This is a genomic window from Pseudonocardia thermophila, from assembly GCF_900142365.1.
Taxonomy (GTDB): Bacteria; Actinomycetota; Actinomycetes; order Mycobacteriales; family Pseudonocardiaceae; genus Pseudonocardia; species Pseudonocardia thermophila.
In genome coordinates this window covers 419,594-434,632 of sequence record NZ_FRAP01000001.1, presented here as the reverse complement: position 1 = coordinate 434,632, position 15,039 = coordinate 419,594, and the positions used below count along the sequence as shown (strand labels likewise).

The 15,039-nt window shown below is 73.8% G+C and carries 16 protein-coding genes; 11 read left to right on the top strand and 5 right to left on the bottom strand.

The genetic code is table 11. The features are described from left to right. Positions 1-51: 51 nt before the first annotated feature. From BUE41_RS02040 to BUE41_RS02015, 6 genes are read left to right on the top strand one after another with little or no spacing between them, the layout of a single operon-like run. A complete protein-coding gene (locus BUE41_RS02040) occupies positions 52-855 on the top strand; it encodes an IclR family transcriptional regulator domain-containing protein (RefSeq protein ID WP_073455061.1) in 804 nt (267 codons plus the stop codon). 49 nt (positions 856-904) lie between these two features. Further along, entirely contained in the window at positions 905-2,056 is a 1,152-nt protein-coding gene (locus BUE41_RS02035; RefSeq protein ID WP_073455060.1) for a CaiB/BaiF CoA transferase family protein, read from the top strand. Continuing rightward, positions 2,049-2,861, top strand: a complete 813-nt coding sequence (locus BUE41_RS02030; protein WP_073455059.1) for a citryl-CoA lyase — start codon at positions 2,049-2,051, stop codon at positions 2,859-2,861. The genes BUE41_RS02035 and BUE41_RS02030 overlap by 8 nt, the downstream gene beginning before the upstream one ends. 10 nt (positions 2,862-2,871) lie before the next feature. Continuing rightward, positions 2,872-3,843 (top strand): quinone oxidoreductase family protein, encoded by a 972-nt coding sequence (locus tag BUE41_RS02025; protein WP_073455058.1) that lies wholly within the window; start codon positions 2,872-2,874, stop codon positions 3,841-3,843. Then, positions 3,840-4,931 (top strand): 5-methyltetrahydropteroyltriglutamate--homocysteine methyltransferase, encoded by a 1,092-nt coding sequence (locus tag BUE41_RS02020; RefSeq protein ID WP_073455160.1) that lies wholly within the window; start codon positions 3,840-3,842, stop codon positions 4,929-4,931. Before BUE41_RS02025 ends, BUE41_RS02020 begins: the two co-directional genes overlap by 4 nt. Beyond that, entirely contained in the window at positions 4,931-5,794 is an 864-nt protein-coding gene (locus tag BUE41_RS02015; protein WP_073455057.1) for a dioxygenase family protein, read from the top strand. Before BUE41_RS02020 ends, BUE41_RS02015 begins: the two co-directional genes overlap by 1 nt. Here BUE41_RS02015 and BUE41_RS31635 read toward each other — a convergent pair whose 3' ends face one another. After that, positions 5,795-6,505 (bottom strand): SIMPL domain-containing protein, encoded by a 711-nt coding sequence (locus BUE41_RS31635; RefSeq protein ID WP_073455056.1) that lies wholly within the window; start codon positions 6,503-6,505, stop codon positions 5,795-5,797. It abuts the gene before it with no gap. Between the two features lie 84 nt (positions 6,506-6,589). On the opposite strand from BUE41_RS31635, the gene BUE41_RS31630 reads away from it, so the two are divergent. Next, entirely contained in the window at positions 6,590-6,844 is a 255-nt protein-coding gene (locus BUE41_RS31630; protein ID WP_234996892.1) for a response regulator transcription factor, read from the top strand. Between the two features lie 252 nt (positions 6,845-7,096). Here the strand turns inward: BUE41_RS31630 and BUE41_RS01995 are convergent, their stop codons facing one another. Continuing rightward, a complete protein-coding gene (locus BUE41_RS01995; RefSeq protein WP_073455054.1) occupies positions 7,097-7,708 on the bottom strand; it encodes a TetR/AcrR family transcriptional regulator C-terminal domain-containing protein in 612 nt (203 codons plus the stop codon). Between the two features lie 69 nt (positions 7,709-7,777). Between BUE41_RS01995 and BUE41_RS01990 the strand changes: the two genes are divergently transcribed. Continuing rightward, a complete protein-coding gene (locus BUE41_RS01990; protein ID WP_073455053.1) occupies positions 7,778-8,335 on the top strand; it encodes a peroxiredoxin-like family protein in 558 nt (185 codons plus the stop codon). Next, positions 8,335-8,973: a YHS domain-containing protein gene (locus BUE41_RS01985; RefSeq protein WP_200803709.1), complete on the top strand. Its 639-nt coding sequence runs from the start codon at positions 8,335-8,337 to the stop codon at positions 8,971-8,973. The genes BUE41_RS01990 and BUE41_RS01985 overlap by 1 nt, the downstream gene beginning before the upstream one ends. On the opposite strand, the gene BUE41_RS01980 is transcribed toward BUE41_RS01985, so the two are convergent. From BUE41_RS01980 to BUE41_RS01970, 3 genes are all read right to left on the bottom strand, one after another. Beyond that, entirely contained in the window at positions 8,938-10,077 is a 1,140-nt protein-coding gene (locus BUE41_RS01980) for a radical SAM protein (protein WP_143171919.1), read from the bottom strand. The genes BUE41_RS01985 and BUE41_RS01980 overlap by 36 nt on opposite strands. A 34-nt stretch (positions 10,078-10,111) precedes the next feature. After that, complete coding sequence (locus BUE41_RS01975) at positions 10,112-10,465, bottom strand: VOC family protein (protein ID WP_073455051.1); 354 nt, start codon at positions 10,463-10,465, stop codon at positions 10,112-10,114. Between the two features lie 147 nt (positions 10,466-10,612). Then, positions 10,613-12,253, bottom strand: coding sequence for a hypothetical protein (locus BUE41_RS01970; protein ID WP_159444843.1), 1,641 nt, complete (start codon positions 12,251-12,253; stop codon positions 10,613-10,615). A 371-nt stretch (positions 12,254-12,624) separates the two neighbouring features. Between BUE41_RS01970 and BUE41_RS01965 the strand changes: the two genes are divergently transcribed. Beyond that, entirely contained in the window at positions 12,625-13,290 is a 666-nt protein-coding gene (locus BUE41_RS01965) for a TetR/AcrR family transcriptional regulator (RefSeq protein WP_073455049.1), read from the top strand. A gap of 4 nt (positions 13,291-13,294) precedes the next feature. Continuing rightward, positions 13,295-15,028, top strand: a complete 1,734-nt coding sequence (locus BUE41_RS01960) for an ABC transporter ATP-binding protein (protein WP_073455048.1) — start codon at positions 13,295-13,297, stop codon at positions 15,026-15,028. Positions 15,029-15,039 lie beyond the last annotated feature (11 nt).

Below are 15,039 nucleotides of genomic sequence, written 5' to 3'. Positions count from 1 at the left end.
GGTCCCTGTCAAGGGGCGGCGTCGGCCGCCGGTCGGCGGGAAGGGAAGTCGATGCCGCGAGAAGGGACCGGACCGGATTTCATCGAGGCGCTCGCCCGCGGGCTCGAGGTGATCACCGCCTTCCGCCCCGGCCGGCCCACGATGACGCTGGCCGAGGTGGCCGCGGCCACCGGGCTCGCCCGCCCCACGGCCCGGCGGATCCTGCTCACGCTCGCCGAACTCGGCTACGTCCGCACCGGTGAGGGCGGGTTCGCGCTCACCCCGCGGGTGCTCGATCTGGGTGTGGCCTACACCCGGTCGCTCGGTCTGTGGGAGGTCGCCCGCCCGCACATGGAACGACTGGTCGCGCGCACGAACGAGTCGTGCTCGATCGCCCAGCTCGACGGCTCCGACGTGGTCTACGTGGCCCGCGTGTCCGTGCCGAAGATCGTGGCGCTGGCCGTGCAGATCGGCACCCGGTTCCCCGCGATCGCCACCTCGCTGGGCAAGGTCCAGCTCGCCGCGCTGGAGCCGGAGGAGGTCGACCGGATCCTCGCCGAGCCGTCCCGGTCGGGCCTGGTGCCGGCACGGGTGCTGACCAAGCAGGAGCGCGATGCCGAGCTGCGCGACGTCCGTGCTCGCGGCTGGGCGCTCACCGACCAGGAGCTGGCCCCGGGGATCCGCTCGGTGGCCGCCCCGCTGCGCGACGGCAGCGGCCGGGTCATCGCCGGCATCAACGTCAACACGCACGCCGCCGAGACCCCCGTCGAGAAACTGCTCGACGAGTACCTGCCGCTGCTCCTGCAGACCGCGGGCGAGATCAGCGCGGACTTCGCGCGGCTGGAGACGGTTCCGCACGTGACCGTCGCGTCGTAGCATCACCCAACAACGGACAACTGTCCGTGCAGCGAACGCAAGGAGTGCAATGACTTCCGGGGGACCGCTGTCCGGTGTCCTCGTCGCCGACTTCTCCCGCGTACTGGCCGGCCCCTACGCGACGATGTTGCTCGCGGACATGGGCGCCGACGTGGTGAAGGTCGAGTCCCCGCAGGGCGACGAGACGCGCACCTGGATCCCGCCCGCCCGCGGCACGACCTCGACGTACTACCTGTCGATCAACCGCGGGAAGCGGTCGATCGCGCTGGACCTGCGCGACGAGGGCGATCGCGCGCTCGCCCGCGAGCTGGCCCGCCGCGCGGACGTCGTGATCCAGAACCTCAAGCCGGGCGGCATGGCCCGGTTCGGGCTCGACTACGAGTCGGTGCGCGCCGCGAACCCGGGGGTCGTCTACGCCTCGATCAGCGGGTTCGGCTCGACCGGTGGCGCCCACGTCCCCGGCTACGACCTGATGGTGCAGGCCATGTCCGGGCTGATGAGCCTCACCGGCGAGCCGGACGGCCCGCCGTACCGGGCCGGGATCTCGGTGTTCGACGTCATGGCCGGCAAGGACGCCGCGATCGGCATCCTGGCCGCCCTGCGCCACCGCGATGCCACCGGTGAGGGCCAGCACATCGAGATCGAGCTGTTGTCGTCGGCGCTGTCCGGGCTGGTCAACCACAGCTCGGCCTACGTCGCCGGCGGCGTGGTGCCCTACCGGATGGGCAACGCGCACCCCAGCGTCTACCCGTACGAGCCGCTGCCCACCGCCGACCGCGACCTCATCGTCGCCGCCGCCAACGACGGGCAGTTCCGCAGGCTGTGCGAGGTGCTGGGGGTGCCCGAGCTGGCCGACGATCCCCGGTTCCGGCACAACGCCGACCGCACCGCCCACCGCGACGAGCTGCGACCGCTGCTGGTGAAGGCGCTCTCCGCGCGCGGGGCGGAGGAGTGGTTCGAGCTGCTCGTGGCCGCCGGGGTGCCGGCCGGCCCGATCAACACCATCGACGGCGGCTTCGCGGCCGCGGAGAAGTTCGGGCTCGAACCCGTCGTGCAGGTCGGGGAGGGTGAGCGGGCCGTGCCCATGGTGCGCAACCCGATCACGTTCTCGGCTACCCCGCCCCGCTACCACCTCCCACCGCCTGAGCTGGACGAACACGGGGAAGAACTGCGGGCCTGGCTGGAGGCGTCCCATGACTGACCCCGCACTCGATCCGGCGGCGCCGTACCCGACCGCGCTGGGCGCGTCCGACCTGAAGACGATCACCCTGCTGGGCCAGGACCTCGCCACCGACGTCATGGGCAACGTCGGGTTCGGTGAGCTGGCGTTCTGGCTCGCCACCCAGCAGCGGCCCACCCCCGGCCAGGTCCGGGTGTTCGAGGCCGTGCTGGCCGCACTCGCCGACCACGGGTTCACCCCCACCGCACTCGCGGCCCGGCTGACGTACCTGTCCGCCCCGGACTCCATCCAGGGCGCGCTCGCCGCCGGGTTGCTCGGCGGCGGCTCCCGGTTCCTCGGCGTCACCGAGGACTGCGGCAGGTTCCTGCACGAGGTGCTGCGCGACCGGGACCCGCTGCCCAGCGACGACGACGGCTGGGACGCGCTCGCGCTGGAGGTCGTCGAGGAACGACGGGCCGCGGGAGCGTTCGTGCCGGGCCTCGGCCATCCCGTGCACAAGGAGGGTGATCCGCGCACCCGGCGGCTGTTCGCCATCGCGGAGGAGGAGGGTCTGGTCGGGCCGCACCTGACGCTGTTCGCCGCGATCGGCCGGGTCCATCCGCAGGTGCTGGGCCGCACACTGCCGCTCAACGGCGCCGGCGTGTGCGGCGCCGCCCTGGCCGATCTCGGCCTGCCGATCCCGCTGCTGCGCGGCTTCGCCCTGCTCGCCCGCACCGCCGGGCTGATCGGGCAGCTCGCCGAGGAGATGCGCCGCCCGGTGGCCCGCCGCATCTACGAGACGGTGGACCGCGCCGCCACCCCGGTACCCCCGCAACCCTGGACGTGAGGGGCCGCCCGTGATCCCCGCAGCGGTAGTGCACGTGCCCGGCGAGCCACCCGTCGCCGCCACCGCCCCGCCGCCGGAGCCCGGTCCCGGCGAGCTGCTCATCGCCGTCACCGCCGCCCCGATCACCCCGCTCGACCGGCTCTGCGCCTCCGGCACCTCCTACTTCGGCCCGCCCGAGGTGCCGTACGTGCCCGGCGTGCAGGGCGTGGGCGTGGTCGAACGGGGCACCGACCGGATCCCGCCCGGCACGCCCGTCTGGTTCGCCACCACCGCCGGCATGGCCCCCGGCCACGGCAGCATGCGGGCCCGCGCCTGCGCCACCGAGGACGACGTCGTCCCGCTGCCCGCCGGCGTCGATCCGGTGCTGTTCGCCGCGCTCGGCCTGTCCGCCGTCGCCGCGGAGGTGGCGATGACCTGGCGCGGCGGGCTCACCCCGGGCGAGCACGTGCTCGTGCTGGGCGCCGGTGGGGTCGTCGGGCAGTCCGCCGTTCAGCTGGCCCGGTTCGCCGGTGCCCGCCGGGTCGTCGCCGCCGCCCGCTCGCAGGCTGCTCGGGAGCGGGCGCTGCGACTGGGTGCCGACGCCGTCGCGCCGCTGCCGGACGGACCGGCCGACGTCGCCGACGTGGCCGACGCCCTGCGCGCCGCCTGCGGCGAGCCGGTCGATCTCGTGCTGGACCCGGTGTTCGGGGTTGCGGCCGCGGCCGCGCTGCGGGTGCTGCGGCCCGGCGGCCGGCTGGTCAACCTCGGCAGCGCCGCCGGCGAGACCGCGCCGCTGGACTCTGCGACGCTGCGCAGCAAGTCCCTGCACGTCCGCGGCTACACCAACAACGAGCTGACCGTCCCGCTGCGGGCCGGCGCGGTCCGCAAGATCGCCGAGCTGGTCGCGGCCGGCCGGCTCACCGCCGAACACGAACGAGCCCCGCTCGGCGCCGTCACCGATGCGTGGACGGCGCCCGTCCGGACAGTGCTGGTGCCGGGATGACCCCCACCGCGCCGGCGACGACGAGGTCGCTGCCCCTGCTGCCGACCATGCTGGTCGGCAGCTACCCCCAGCCGGACTGGCTCATCGACCGCCGCCGGCTGGCGAGCCGCCTGCCGCCCCGGGTGCGCGCGCGGGAGCTGTGGCGGCCCGCGCCCGAACACCTCGCGCAGGCCCAGGACGACGCGACCGAGCTGGCGATCCGCGCCCAGGAACGCGCCGGCCTCGACGTCGTCACCGACGGCGAGGTCCGCCGCGAGTCCTACTCCAACCACTTCGCCGCCGCCCTGGAGGGACTCGACCTCGACCACCCGGGCACGGTGATCGGCCGCGCCGGAACCCCCACGCAGGTGCCGCGCGTCGTCGGCCCGCTGGGCCGCCCGGCCCCCGTGCAGGTGCGCGACCTGCAGTTCCTGCGCAGCCGCACCGACCGTGCCGTCAAGATCACCGTCCCCGGCCCGTTCACGATGACCCAGCTCTCGGCCGACGAGCACTACGGCGATCCCGAGGCGCTCGCGATGGCCTACGCGGAACTGGTCAACGCCGAGGTCCACGACCTGTTCGCGGCGGGCGCCGGCATCGTGCAGATCGACGAACCGTACCTGCAGGCCCGCCCGGACGCCGCCCGCGCCTACGGGCTGTCCGCCGTGACCGCCGCGTTGAGCGGGATCACCGGCACCACCGCGGTGCACCTGTGCTTCGGCTACGCCGCACTCGTGAACGAGCGGCCGTCCGGCTACTCGTTCCTCGCCGAGCTCGCCGACTGCCCGGCCGACCAGATCTCGATCGAGACCGCCCAGTCCCGGCTCGATCTCGGCGTCCTGGCCGACCTGGCCGGCAAGACCGTCGTGCTCGGGGTGATCGACCTGTCCGATCCCGCGGTCGAACCCGTCGACGTCGTCGCGGACCGGGTGCGCCGCGCGTTCCGCCACACCGCGCCGGCGCACCTGGCGCTCGCCCCGGACTGCGGGATGAAGTACCTGCCGCGGGCGTCCGCGGAGGGGAAGATGCGCGCCATGGCAGGGGCCGCGGCCCTGCTGCGCACAGAACTCGACCTCGTACCAGGAGATCCGGCACTGGAGGACAGCTGATGCAGCTCGCCACCGAGGACAACATCACCGAACTGGCGGTCGAGCGGTGGGGTAGCGCCCATGATCCGCGACTGGCGCAGATCATGCGCTCGCTGGTGCGGCACTTGCACGAGTTCGTCCGCGAGGTCCGCCTCACCGAGGACGAGTGGATGGCCGCCATGCGCTGGCTGACCGCCGTCGGCCAGATCAGCGACGAGAAGCGCGAGGAGTTCATCCTCGCCTCCGACGTGCTCGGCATCTCGATGCTCGTCGTGCAGCTCAACCACGAGTTCGACCCGCGCGCCACCCCCGCCACCGTGCTCGGCCCGTTCCACATCGACGGCTCGCCCGAGCTGGAGAACGGCGCCGACATGGCCGCGGGCATCTCCGGCACGCCGCTGTTCGTGCACGGCACCGTCCGCGGGCTGGACGGCGAACCGGTCGCCGGGGCGCTGCTCGACGTCTGGCAGGCCGACGACGAGGGCATGTACGAGGCCCAGCTGGACGTGGCCGAGGCGCGGCTGCGCGCCAAGTACACCACCGGCCCGGACGGCCGCTACTGCGTGCGCACGATCGCCCCGTTCGGCTACAGCATCCCGGTCGACGGCCCGGTCGGGGAGCTGATCGCGCAGACCTCGATCAGCCACTTCCGCCCGGCCCACGTGCACTTCATCGTGTCCGCACCCGGCTACGAGGAGTTGGTGACGCACCTCTTCCGGCAGGGCGCGAAGTACCTGGACAACGACGTCGTGTTCGGGGTGCGGCCCGAGCTGATCGTGCCGTTCGAGGAGCGCCCCGCCGGACCGACGCCCGACGGGGGCTCCTGCGACGAGCCGTGGCTGGAGGCCCGCTACGACTTCGTGCTGCAGCCGGCCGAGAGCTGATCAGTCGATCTCGTAGACGATTTCGACGGTCACCGACAGCCGCTGGGTGCCGGGCGAGATCGGCACGGCCTGCTCCGCTGCGGACGGGAACGGGGTGGGCGGCTGCCCGCCCGCCGAGGTCTCGGTGATCGAGCGGATCGCGCCCAGGTCGACCCCGGCCGCCTCGGCGAGCTGACGGGCCTGCTCCTGCGCCTTGTGCACCGCGTCCGCCCGGGCCCGGGCGAGCAGCGCCGAGCTGTCGTCGATGGCGAACGACAGCGACTGCACTCGCACCGCGTCCCCGACGGTCCGCGCCGCGGCGTCGATGATCCCGCCCGCCGCGGCGATGTCGCGGATGGTCACCGTGACCTGGTTGGTGACCTCGTAGCCGGTGATCCGCCCGGCGTTGTCGAACGTCGGGTCGACGGAGAGCCGGCTGGTCCGCACGTCGGCCTCGGCGACCCCGCGGGCGGTGAGCTGTTCGCGCAGCGCGGTGGACCGGGTGTTGTTCTCGTCGAGCGCGCTCTGGGCGTTCGACGCCCGGGTGGTGACCGCGAGATCGACCGTGGCCTTGTCGGGGGTCCCGGTCACCTCGCCCACCCCGCGCGCGGTGATCCCGACCGGGGCCGCCTGCACGGTCGCGTTCTGCGGCTGCTGCGCGCAGCCGGCCAGCACCAGCGCGGCCCCGGCGAGCCCCGCCGCCACCACCGCACCCCGCCACGATCGGCGCATCGTCTCGTCTCCCTCGTCGTCGGTCCGCGCGTACCGGACGGATCGAGTCCTCGATCGCGTTGGTCCGCCGGGCAGAATGGTCTCGTGCCGGCGGGGGGAATCCGGGAGGTGGTCTGCGCGCGCGAGGGTGAGGTCCTCGCTGCGCTGGGGGAGCGCCTGTCGAACGCCGAGAGCGCGGCCCGGTCGTTCATCTCCGTCCGCACGGTCGAGAGCCACGTGTCGTCGCTGCTGCGCAAGCTCGGCGCGGCGGACCGGCGCGCGCCGGCGGCGCTGGCGGCCGAGCTGGTGGGCGAGCGCGCCGACGGTCCCGCAGAGGTGCCGTCCCGGCTCGTGGGGTGAGCTGCCCGCCCGGTGGTGGCTTCAGTACGGGGTTCAGCAGTGGATTCGGTGGTGGCTTCCGTGGTCGTTCCGCGGTCGCCACGGATGTCCCGCCAGCCCGCGCCGACGAGCACGGCAGCCATGACGACCACCTTCTGACCAGCGCGATCGCCGCCGAGCACCGCCGCGAGCTGCACGCCGCGGCCGCTCACGCCCGCCGCGTCCGAGAGGCCGCCCGGGCCACCTCGCCCACCCGCGTGCGGGTCGTCCGGTTCAGGTGGCGGTGAGACCGCGCAGCACGATGCCGAGACCGCGGCGGAACTCCTCGTCGGGCGGCACCGCCCGGGCGTCCGTCGCGGTCCGGGCGAGCAGCGGGTACTCGTCGGCGGGCAGCTCGGACAGCACGATCGTGCCGGGACCGGAGAGCGCGGCGAAGTGCTCGTTCTGCAGGAACCCCAGCAGGTACCCGACGAGCGTGCGCTGCGCGACGACGCGATCGGTCCCGGACAGGCCCGCGTCGGTGAGCACGGCGAGCATCGTCTCGATGAGCCGCAGCGAGCTCGGTGCGGCCTGGCGGTGCCGCAGCACGAGCGGCACGAGGCCCGGGTGCCGGGCGACCGCGACCCGGACCCTGTCGAGCAGCACTCGGATCTTGTCCTGCCACGGCCCGTCCGGCAGATCGAGGTCCACCGACCGGAACACGTGGTCCACGACCAGCACCTCCAGGGCCTGCCGGTCGGCGACGTAGCGGTACAGGCCCATCGTCGCGACGCCGAGCTCGCGGGCGACGGCGCGCATCGTCAGCGCGGAGAGCCCGTCGCGGTCGACGACGGCGAGCGCGGCACCGACGAGCTGGTCGGCCGAGAGGGAGCGGGGGCGCGGCACGAATTGACAGCGTACAAGGTACGCGCATACTTGCTGTAGGCGTACGTTGTACTCGAACAGGAGCTCGGCATGCCGATCACGACCGTTCCCGCCCGCACCCTCATCACCGTGACCGGGGCACGGATACCGGTTCCCGACCCGGACCGCCTCGTCCACCTGCAGTTCCGCCGCTTCGCCGGCTGTCCCGTCTGTCATCTGCACCTGCGGTCGGTCGTCCGGCGCCTCGACGAGATCGAGGCCGCCGGCATCCGCGAGGTGGTCCTGTTCCACTCCCGCGCCGACGCGCTGCTGCCCTACACCGCCGACCTGCCGCTCGACGTCGTGGCCGATCCCGAACGCCGGCTGTACCGCGAGTTCGGGGTCGAGCACGGGCTGCGCTCCCTGCTCGATCCCCGAGGCTGGCGAGCCATCGCGCGGGCGGTCCGGCACGAGGTGCGCGCCATCGGCGACGGCCGCCCCGCCCCACCGCTGCGCCCCGACGGCGGACGGCTGGGGCTGCCCGCCGACTACCTCGTCGCGCCGGACGGGCGCGTGCTGGCGAGCAAGCTCGGCGCGCACGTCGACGACCGGTGGTCGGTGGACGAGCTGCTCGCGCTCGTGCCGGAGGCCACCCGGGACCGCTCATGATGACCGTCGAGGTATCCGTCGCCGGCCGCCCGATGACCGTCGAGCAGGAGCACGACCTCGCCGACCGCCTGCTGCGGGCGCTCACCGAGGCCGAGCAGACCCCGGAGTCGACGATCGAATCGGCGCGCGAGCTCATCCACGTGCTGGTCGGGCGGCCCCGTGCCTGGGCCACCGGCGGTCCTGCGGGCCCGCGCTACCTCGTGCGGGTCACGGTGCCCGGGGCGTGGGCCACCGCGGAGTTCGCACGGACCGTCGTCCCGCTGATCACCGACGCGATCGCCGGCACTGAACCCGATCCCACCCGGCTGCGCCGCGAACCGCACTGCGTCGCGCAGCTCATCGGGCTCCGCGAGCACCACGTGGGCACGCTCGGCCGGGCCACCACCAGCGCGCTCACCCGGCTGATGACCGGCGGATACCGCGGCGTCGACGACGAGCGCACGGCGCCGACGGGCGGCGCGATCGATCCGGTCTGCGGCATGGTCGTCGACCGAGCGACCGCGACGATCACCCTCATCCACGACGGCGTGCAGCACGCGTTCTGCTCCGCGAGCTGCCGGAAGGTCGTCCTCGAAGACGTCTCGATGGATCCGGGGGCGGGTTCAGGCGGGGCGAGCGGCGCGGCGCAGCAGGGGTAGCGTGATCGCCTCGGCGGCCGCGATGACCGCGCCGCGGCAGTGCTCGGTCGGACCCGTGGTGAGCGTGCCCGTCTCGAACCACGACGGAGCCGGCGAGGGGCCCGGGCAGATCGCGCCGTAGGGGCAGGTGTCCAGGCACTCCTGCGCCGCAGCGAGGTGCGCGGCGAGCCACGGGCTGCGCTCGGCGGCGGTCGCGATGATGGCGTCGAGCGGGGTCTCCAGCACGTTGCCGCTGCTGAACGGCAGGTCATCCGGCCCGCGGAGGCCGAGCAGCTCGGGCGCGGTCAGCACGACCTCGCCGTCCCACCCGACGGCGGGCAGCGGATCGACGTCCGCCGCACCGTTCCGCTCCGGGTCGTTGAGCAGCCGGAACGCGTCGTCGATGCAGTGGTCGATCTCGCGGATGCGCACCACGGGGTTGTCGAGCCAGGCCTCGAGCAGGGCCAGCCAGAACTCCTCGTAGTCCGCGCCGTCGCGCGGGCACCGGGTGGGGGAGAGGGACTGCTGCAGGGAGACGCCGAGCCGGCGGGCGCCGAGATCGGCGAAGAAGTCGTAGAGGCGGCGCGCGGCGTCCGGCGTGGGATCGGTGACGACCGCCAGCGCCCCGAACGGCACGTCGTTGCGCCGCAGCGCGGCGATGCCGGCCATGATGCGCGAATGCGCGGGCCGGCCGCCGCGCTGCACGCGATGGACGTCGAGCTCCTCGGGGCCGTCGATGCTGATCGACACCTCGATCCCGCGGTCGAGGAAGAACTCGCACCAGCGGTCGTCGATGAGGGTCGCGTTCGTCTGCACGCCGTGCACCACCGACGCCGCGAAGGGAGCCATGAGGTCCGCCAGCCGGTCGCGGCCGGCGACGAGCGGTTCGCCGCAGTGCCAGAACACGCGGACCAGGTGCCCGTCGCCGACCCACCGGTTGACGGCGGCGGCGACGCGGTGCGCCACCGCCGGTGCCATGTGCTGGTTCGGCCTGGCCGGCAGGTAGCAGTAGTCGCAGGCCAGGTTGCACGTCGTGGTCGGTTGCATCACGACCGCGCTCGGCACCGGGCGCAGCCGCGCCGCCCCATCGCCCGCGTGCGCCATCAGGCCCTGGACGCCCCGCACCGACGCGCCCGCCGGCGACCGATCGACGTGATCGTCACCGCTGCAGCGGCTTGTAGAAGACGAGGCCGTTGCCCTTGTTGTCGTAGACGACCGCACGGCGCTCGTGGGCGTCGTCGTACGGGCCCTTCACGATGCCGCCGCCGTTCTCCTCGATGGCCTTGGCCGCGGCGTCGACGTCGTCGGTCTTGATCCCGACGACCACCTGGCCCGGGATCGGGTGGTCGACCGACGTCGCCAGCGCGAGCGTCACCGAGCCGCCGTCGAGGGCGGCGAAGTGCGCCCCGTCGCGGAACTTCAGCGCGAAGCCGAGGGTCTCGGTGTAGAACTTGATCGACTCGTCGAGGTTGTCCGTCGACAGGACCACCATCCGGACCTGCTGGTCAGCCATGCGGCTCCTTCCTCTCACTGCGGCGGCCGACGTTGGAAACTCCGCCGGCCCGACTCTATGCCGCGCAGCCGCCGATCGGGAGCATCGCGGCAGCGCTGCGCGCCGGTCGTGCAGTGGCGGAGGACACAGCGAACGGTGGCCGGGGACTCAGGACCCGTCGCCGCCCGTGACGGTGTCGAGGAGTCCGCCGACGGCGTCCGTGGTGCCCGTGACGGTGTCGGCCAGCGCGCCCGTCAGGCCCTGCACCAGGCCGCCCGACGGCTTCGCGGACCGCTCCTGCTTCGCGGAGGACGTCTCCTCCTGCGCGGTCTCCTTCTGCGCGGTGTCCTTCTGCGCGGTGTCCTTCTCCGCGGCCTTCGTGCCGGAGTCGCCCTTCGAACCGGACTCCGCCTTGGTGGTGTTCGTCCTCGTGTCGTCCGGCTCGTCGGCCGCCGCGCCGGCGCTCGCCTTCGTCGCCGATCCACCGCCGACCAGGTTCGTCACCGCGCGGCCGAGCCCCTCGACGGTGCCGCCGACGCCCTCGACGACCCCGCCGACCGTCTTCCCGGCGCCGCGCACGGTGTCGGAGACCGTCGTACCGACCGCCTTCACCGGGTTCTTCCCCAGGTCCTCGACCGCGATCTCGGGCAGCTCCACGTCCGGCAGCGGGATCGGGGAGCCGGCCACCGAGAGATCGGGGGTGCGTACGGCGGTGGGGGAGATGACCAGATCGGGCAGCACGATCTGCGCGCCCTCGCGGTCGACGCCCACGCCGAGCCCGCTCACGCCGATGTCCGGCAGCACGACCTCGGCAGGGCCGAGGCCGAGCGGCCCCACCTGCGCCCCGGTCGTGCCGATGTCCGGCGTGGTGACGGCGGCGGGGGAGGTCGCCACGCCCACCCCGTCGTTCGTCCCGACCGACAGCGCCGGCGTGCTCAGCCCGCCCGGGCTGACCGTGACCTCCGGGACGATCACCGGGAGCACCGGCAGCGGGACGTCCACCGGGCCGACGCCCACCGGGGGCGTCTCCACGCCGGGCAGCGGCACGGTCACCGTCGAGCCGCCGGTGCCGCCGGTGTCGGCGCTGCCGCCGGTGCCCCCGGTGCCGCCGCCGAGCCCGGGGACCACGGGGGTGCCCGCGGGCAGGCCGCCGGGCGCGCCCGCGCCGGGGGTGCCGGAGCCGGGGGCGGCCGGAGCCGATCCGCCCACCCCCGGCGTACCCGGCGTGAGGAGACCCGGGAGCCCGGACCCCGCGACCGGGCTGCCGGGGCGCGTCGTCGCACCGAACGCCGAAGCTCCGGTGGCGCCGGAGCCGTCGCCCGGCCCGTCGAGGTCGCCCACGACCCCGGCCAGGCGCACCGCCTCCACGCCGGCGGGCAGGAACTGCGTCGAGAGCGGGGACCGCGAACCACCGCCCTGCGCGAGCGCGCTGCGGGCCCGCTCGGCGTCGGCCGCAGGACGCTCGGCCTCGGCGCGGGGGAGCGCGGCGTCGTCGAGCACCGACGGGCCGACGACCGCGCCGATCGCGAAGAACGCGCTCGCCGCGACGGTCACCTTGCGGATGGACCGGCGGGGCGGGGGCGGCGGCAGGAGCTCGAGGTCCTCGACCGACAGGTGCGTGCGCGGGCGGAGCGGGCCGGGCGCGGCGTGCGGCCCGCGGCCCTCCCGGCGCAGCAGCTCCGCCACCGACACCAGCGGGCCGTCGGCGATCCCCGCCGTCACCGGCCGCCCTCCGCAGCGGACGATGATCTCCTCAGCCGGGCGAGCGGCGGGCCGCTTGCTCCGCGAGTGTCGGCGGGGCGTGGACACGGTGGTTCCTCTCAGGGTCGCCGGCAAGGGGGGCCTTCTGTGGTACCCGGGACGTGACCGCGGCGCTACTCCCCGTTCACAGCAGTGCCGACTACGCCTCGCCGTCACCCGATCGTGCCGTTCGGCGCGTTCCGTCGACCACTGGGCGCGACCACTCGTCCGCCTTGAGCTGAACGTCTGTGAACTACTGCTCCGAACGGCCTAGGTGCACGTGCATGTGCACCATCACGGTGAGCGATCGGACGACTACGCCGGCATGGTCGCGGACGGCGTTCGGCTCGACGGTCCCGTGTCTGCGCCGGGCGGCTCGCAGATGCCTGACCGGTAAAACAGGTGGCTACTGAGCGCGCACTCAGTTAGGGTGGCGCCTCGTGCCCACCCGCCGCCGCGCCGAGCGGCTGCCGCCCGAGGAGCGGCGCGCCGCGATCATCGACGCCACCGTGCCGCTGCTCTTCGAGCACGGCCACCGCGTCACTGTCCGGCTCATCGCCGAGGCGGCCGGGGTGGCCGAGGGCACGATCTTCACCGTCTTCCGCGACAAGGACGCCCTGCTGGAAGCTGCCGTCGCGAAGGCCTTCGACCCGACGGCGGCCCTGCGCGAGCTGGCCGCGATCGACCGCTCCACGCCCCTGCGCGAGCGGCTCGTCGCGATGGTCGACGTGGTGGCCCGGCACCTGCACCGCGCGTTCCTGCTCATCTCCGCGCTCGGGCTCACGGGGCCGCCGACCGAGGGCCCGGCCGCCGAGCGGCGCCGGCGCACCGACGAGGCGTTCCTGGCCGCGATGACCGCCGTCGTCGCCCCCGACGCCGACGCGCTCACGGTGCCGCCCGCGGAGCTCGCGCACCTGCTGCGGCTGCTCACCTTCTCCGGCACGCACCCGGTGATCAGCCAGGGACGCCCGCTGTCGGCCGAGCAGATCGTCGACGCGCTCCTCGACGGCGTCCGCCGCCGCGACGACGGGCCGGCCCAGGACCGCGCGGACCACCGCCGGACCGACCACCACCCGACCTACTACATCCCGACCGGGGGGACCTGACCGCATGCTCGTCCGACTCCTGCGCACCTACCTGCGCCCCTACACCGGTGCGCTGCTGACGGTCGTCGCGCTCCAGCTGGTCGGCACGATGGCCTCGCTGTACCTGCCGAGCCTGAACGCCGACATCATCGACAGGGGCATCGCCACCGGCGACACCGGCTACATCCTGCAGATGGGCGGCTGGATGCTGGTGGTCACGCTGCTGCAGGTCGGCTGCTCGATCGGGGCGGTCTACCACGGCTCGCGCACCGCGATGGCGTTCGGCCGGGACGTGCGCGCTGCGGTCTTCCACCGCGTCGGCAGCTTCTCCGCCCGCGAGGTCAACCGGTTCGGCGCGCCGTCGCTGATCACCCGCGACACGAACGACGTCCAGCAGGTCCAGATGCTCGTGCAGATGTCGTGCACGATGCTCGTCGCCGCACCGATCATGTGCGTCGGCGGGGTGATCATGGCGCTCAACGAGGACCCCGGCCTGTCCTGGCTGATGGCGGTCTGCGTGCCGGTGCTCGTGATCGCGATCGGGCTGATCGTCGTGCGGATGGTGCCGAAGTTCCGCCAGCTGCAGGTGCGCATCGACCAGATCAACCGAGTCCTGCGCGAGCAGATCACCGGCATCCGGGTGGTGCGGGCGTTCGTGCGCGAGCCGCTGGAGTCGCGCCGGTTCGACGTCGCCAACCACGAGGTCACTGACGTCGCGATCCGGGCGGGCCGGTTGCAGGCGGCGATCTTCCCGGTCGTCATGTTCGTGCTGAACGCCTCCAGCGTGGCGGTGCTGTGGTTCGGCGCGGCCCGCATCGACGCCGGTGAGATGCAGGTCGGGTCGCTGACCGCGTTCCTGGCCTACCTGCTGCAGATCCTGATGGCGGTCATGATGGCCACCTTCATGGCGATCATGGTGCCGCGCGCGGCGGTGTGCGCCGACCGCATCGGCGAGGTGCTCGACACCTCCTCCTCGGTCGCGCCGCCCGCGACCCCCGCTGTCGTCATCGAGCGCGCCGGAGTCGTCGAGTTCGACCGGCTCACCTTCTCCTACCCGGGCGCGGCCGCACCGGTGCTGCGCGACGTCAGCTTCACCGCCCGCCCGGGGGAGACCACCGCGATCATCGGCTCCACCGGTGCCGGCAAGACCACGCTGATCTCGATGGTGCCGCGGCTGTTCGACGCCACCGGCGGCAGCGTCCGCGTCGACGGCGTGGACGTGCGCGAGTTCGATCCCGAGGACCTGTGGCGCCGCATCGGGCTGGTACCGCAGCGGCCGTTCCTGTTCAGCGGCACGGTCGCGTCGAACCTGCGCTACGGCCGCGCCGACGCGACCGACGACGAGCTGTGGGAGGCGCTGGAGGTGGCGCAGGCGGCCGACTTCGTCCGCGCCATGCCCGGCGGCCTCGACGCTCCGATCGCGCAGGGCGGCACCAACGTCTCCGGTGGCCAGCGTCAGCGCCTCGCCATCGCCAGGGCGCTGGTCAAGAAACCCCGGATCTACCTGTTCGACGACTCGTTCTCCGCGCTGGACCTGGCCACCGACGCCCGGCTGCGGGCCGCGCTGCGCCCGCGCACCGCGGACGCGACGGTGATCGTGGTCGCCCAGCGCGTGTCCACGATCGTGGGTGCCGACCGCATCGTCGTGCTCGAAGACGGCGAGGTGGTCGGCATCGGGCGGCACCGCGAGCTGCTCGCCACCTGCCCCACGTACCTCGAGATCGTCGAGTCGCAGCACACCGTGGAGGACGTGGCGTGAGCGAACGCACC

Excerpts from the sequence above, each read along its gene's own strand:
- BUE41_RS02040 (WP_073455061.1), top strand. The coding sequence starts at position 52 with ATGCCGCGAGAAGGGACCGGACCGGATTTCATCGAGGCGCTCGCCCGC.
- BUE41_RS02035 (WP_073455060.1), top strand. The coding sequence starts at position 905 with ATGACTTCCGGGGGACCGCTGTCCGGTGTCCTCGTCGCCGACTTCTCC.
- BUE41_RS02030 (WP_073455059.1), top strand. The coding sequence starts at position 2,049 with ATGACTGACCCCGCACTCGATCCGGCGGCGCCGTACCCGACCGCGCTG.
- BUE41_RS02020 (WP_073455160.1), top strand. The coding sequence starts at position 3,840 with ATGACCCCCACCGCGCCGGCGACGACGAGGTCGCTGCCCCTGCTGCCG.
- BUE41_RS02015 (WP_073455057.1), top strand. The coding sequence starts at position 4,931 with ATGCAGCTCGCCACCGAGGACAACATCACCGAACTGGCGGTCGAGCGG.
- BUE41_RS31635 (WP_073455056.1), bottom strand. The coding sequence starts at position 6,505 with ATGCGCCGATCGTGGCGGGGTGCGGTGGTGGCGGCGGGGCTCGCCGGG.
- BUE41_RS01990 (WP_073455053.1), top strand. The coding sequence starts at position 7,778 with ATGCCGATCACGACCGTTCCCGCCCGCACCCTCATCACCGTGACCGGG.
- BUE41_RS01985 (WP_200803709.1), top strand. The coding sequence starts at position 8,335 with ATGACCGTCGAGGTATCCGTCGCCGGCCGCCCGATGACCGTCGAGCAG.
- BUE41_RS01975 (WP_073455051.1), bottom strand. The coding sequence starts at position 10,465 with ATGGCTGACCAGCAGGTCCGGATGGTGGTCCTGTCGACGGACAACCTC.
- BUE41_RS01960 (WP_073455048.1), top strand. The coding sequence starts at position 13,295 with ATGCTCGTCCGACTCCTGCGCACCTACCTGCGCCCCTACACCGGTGCG.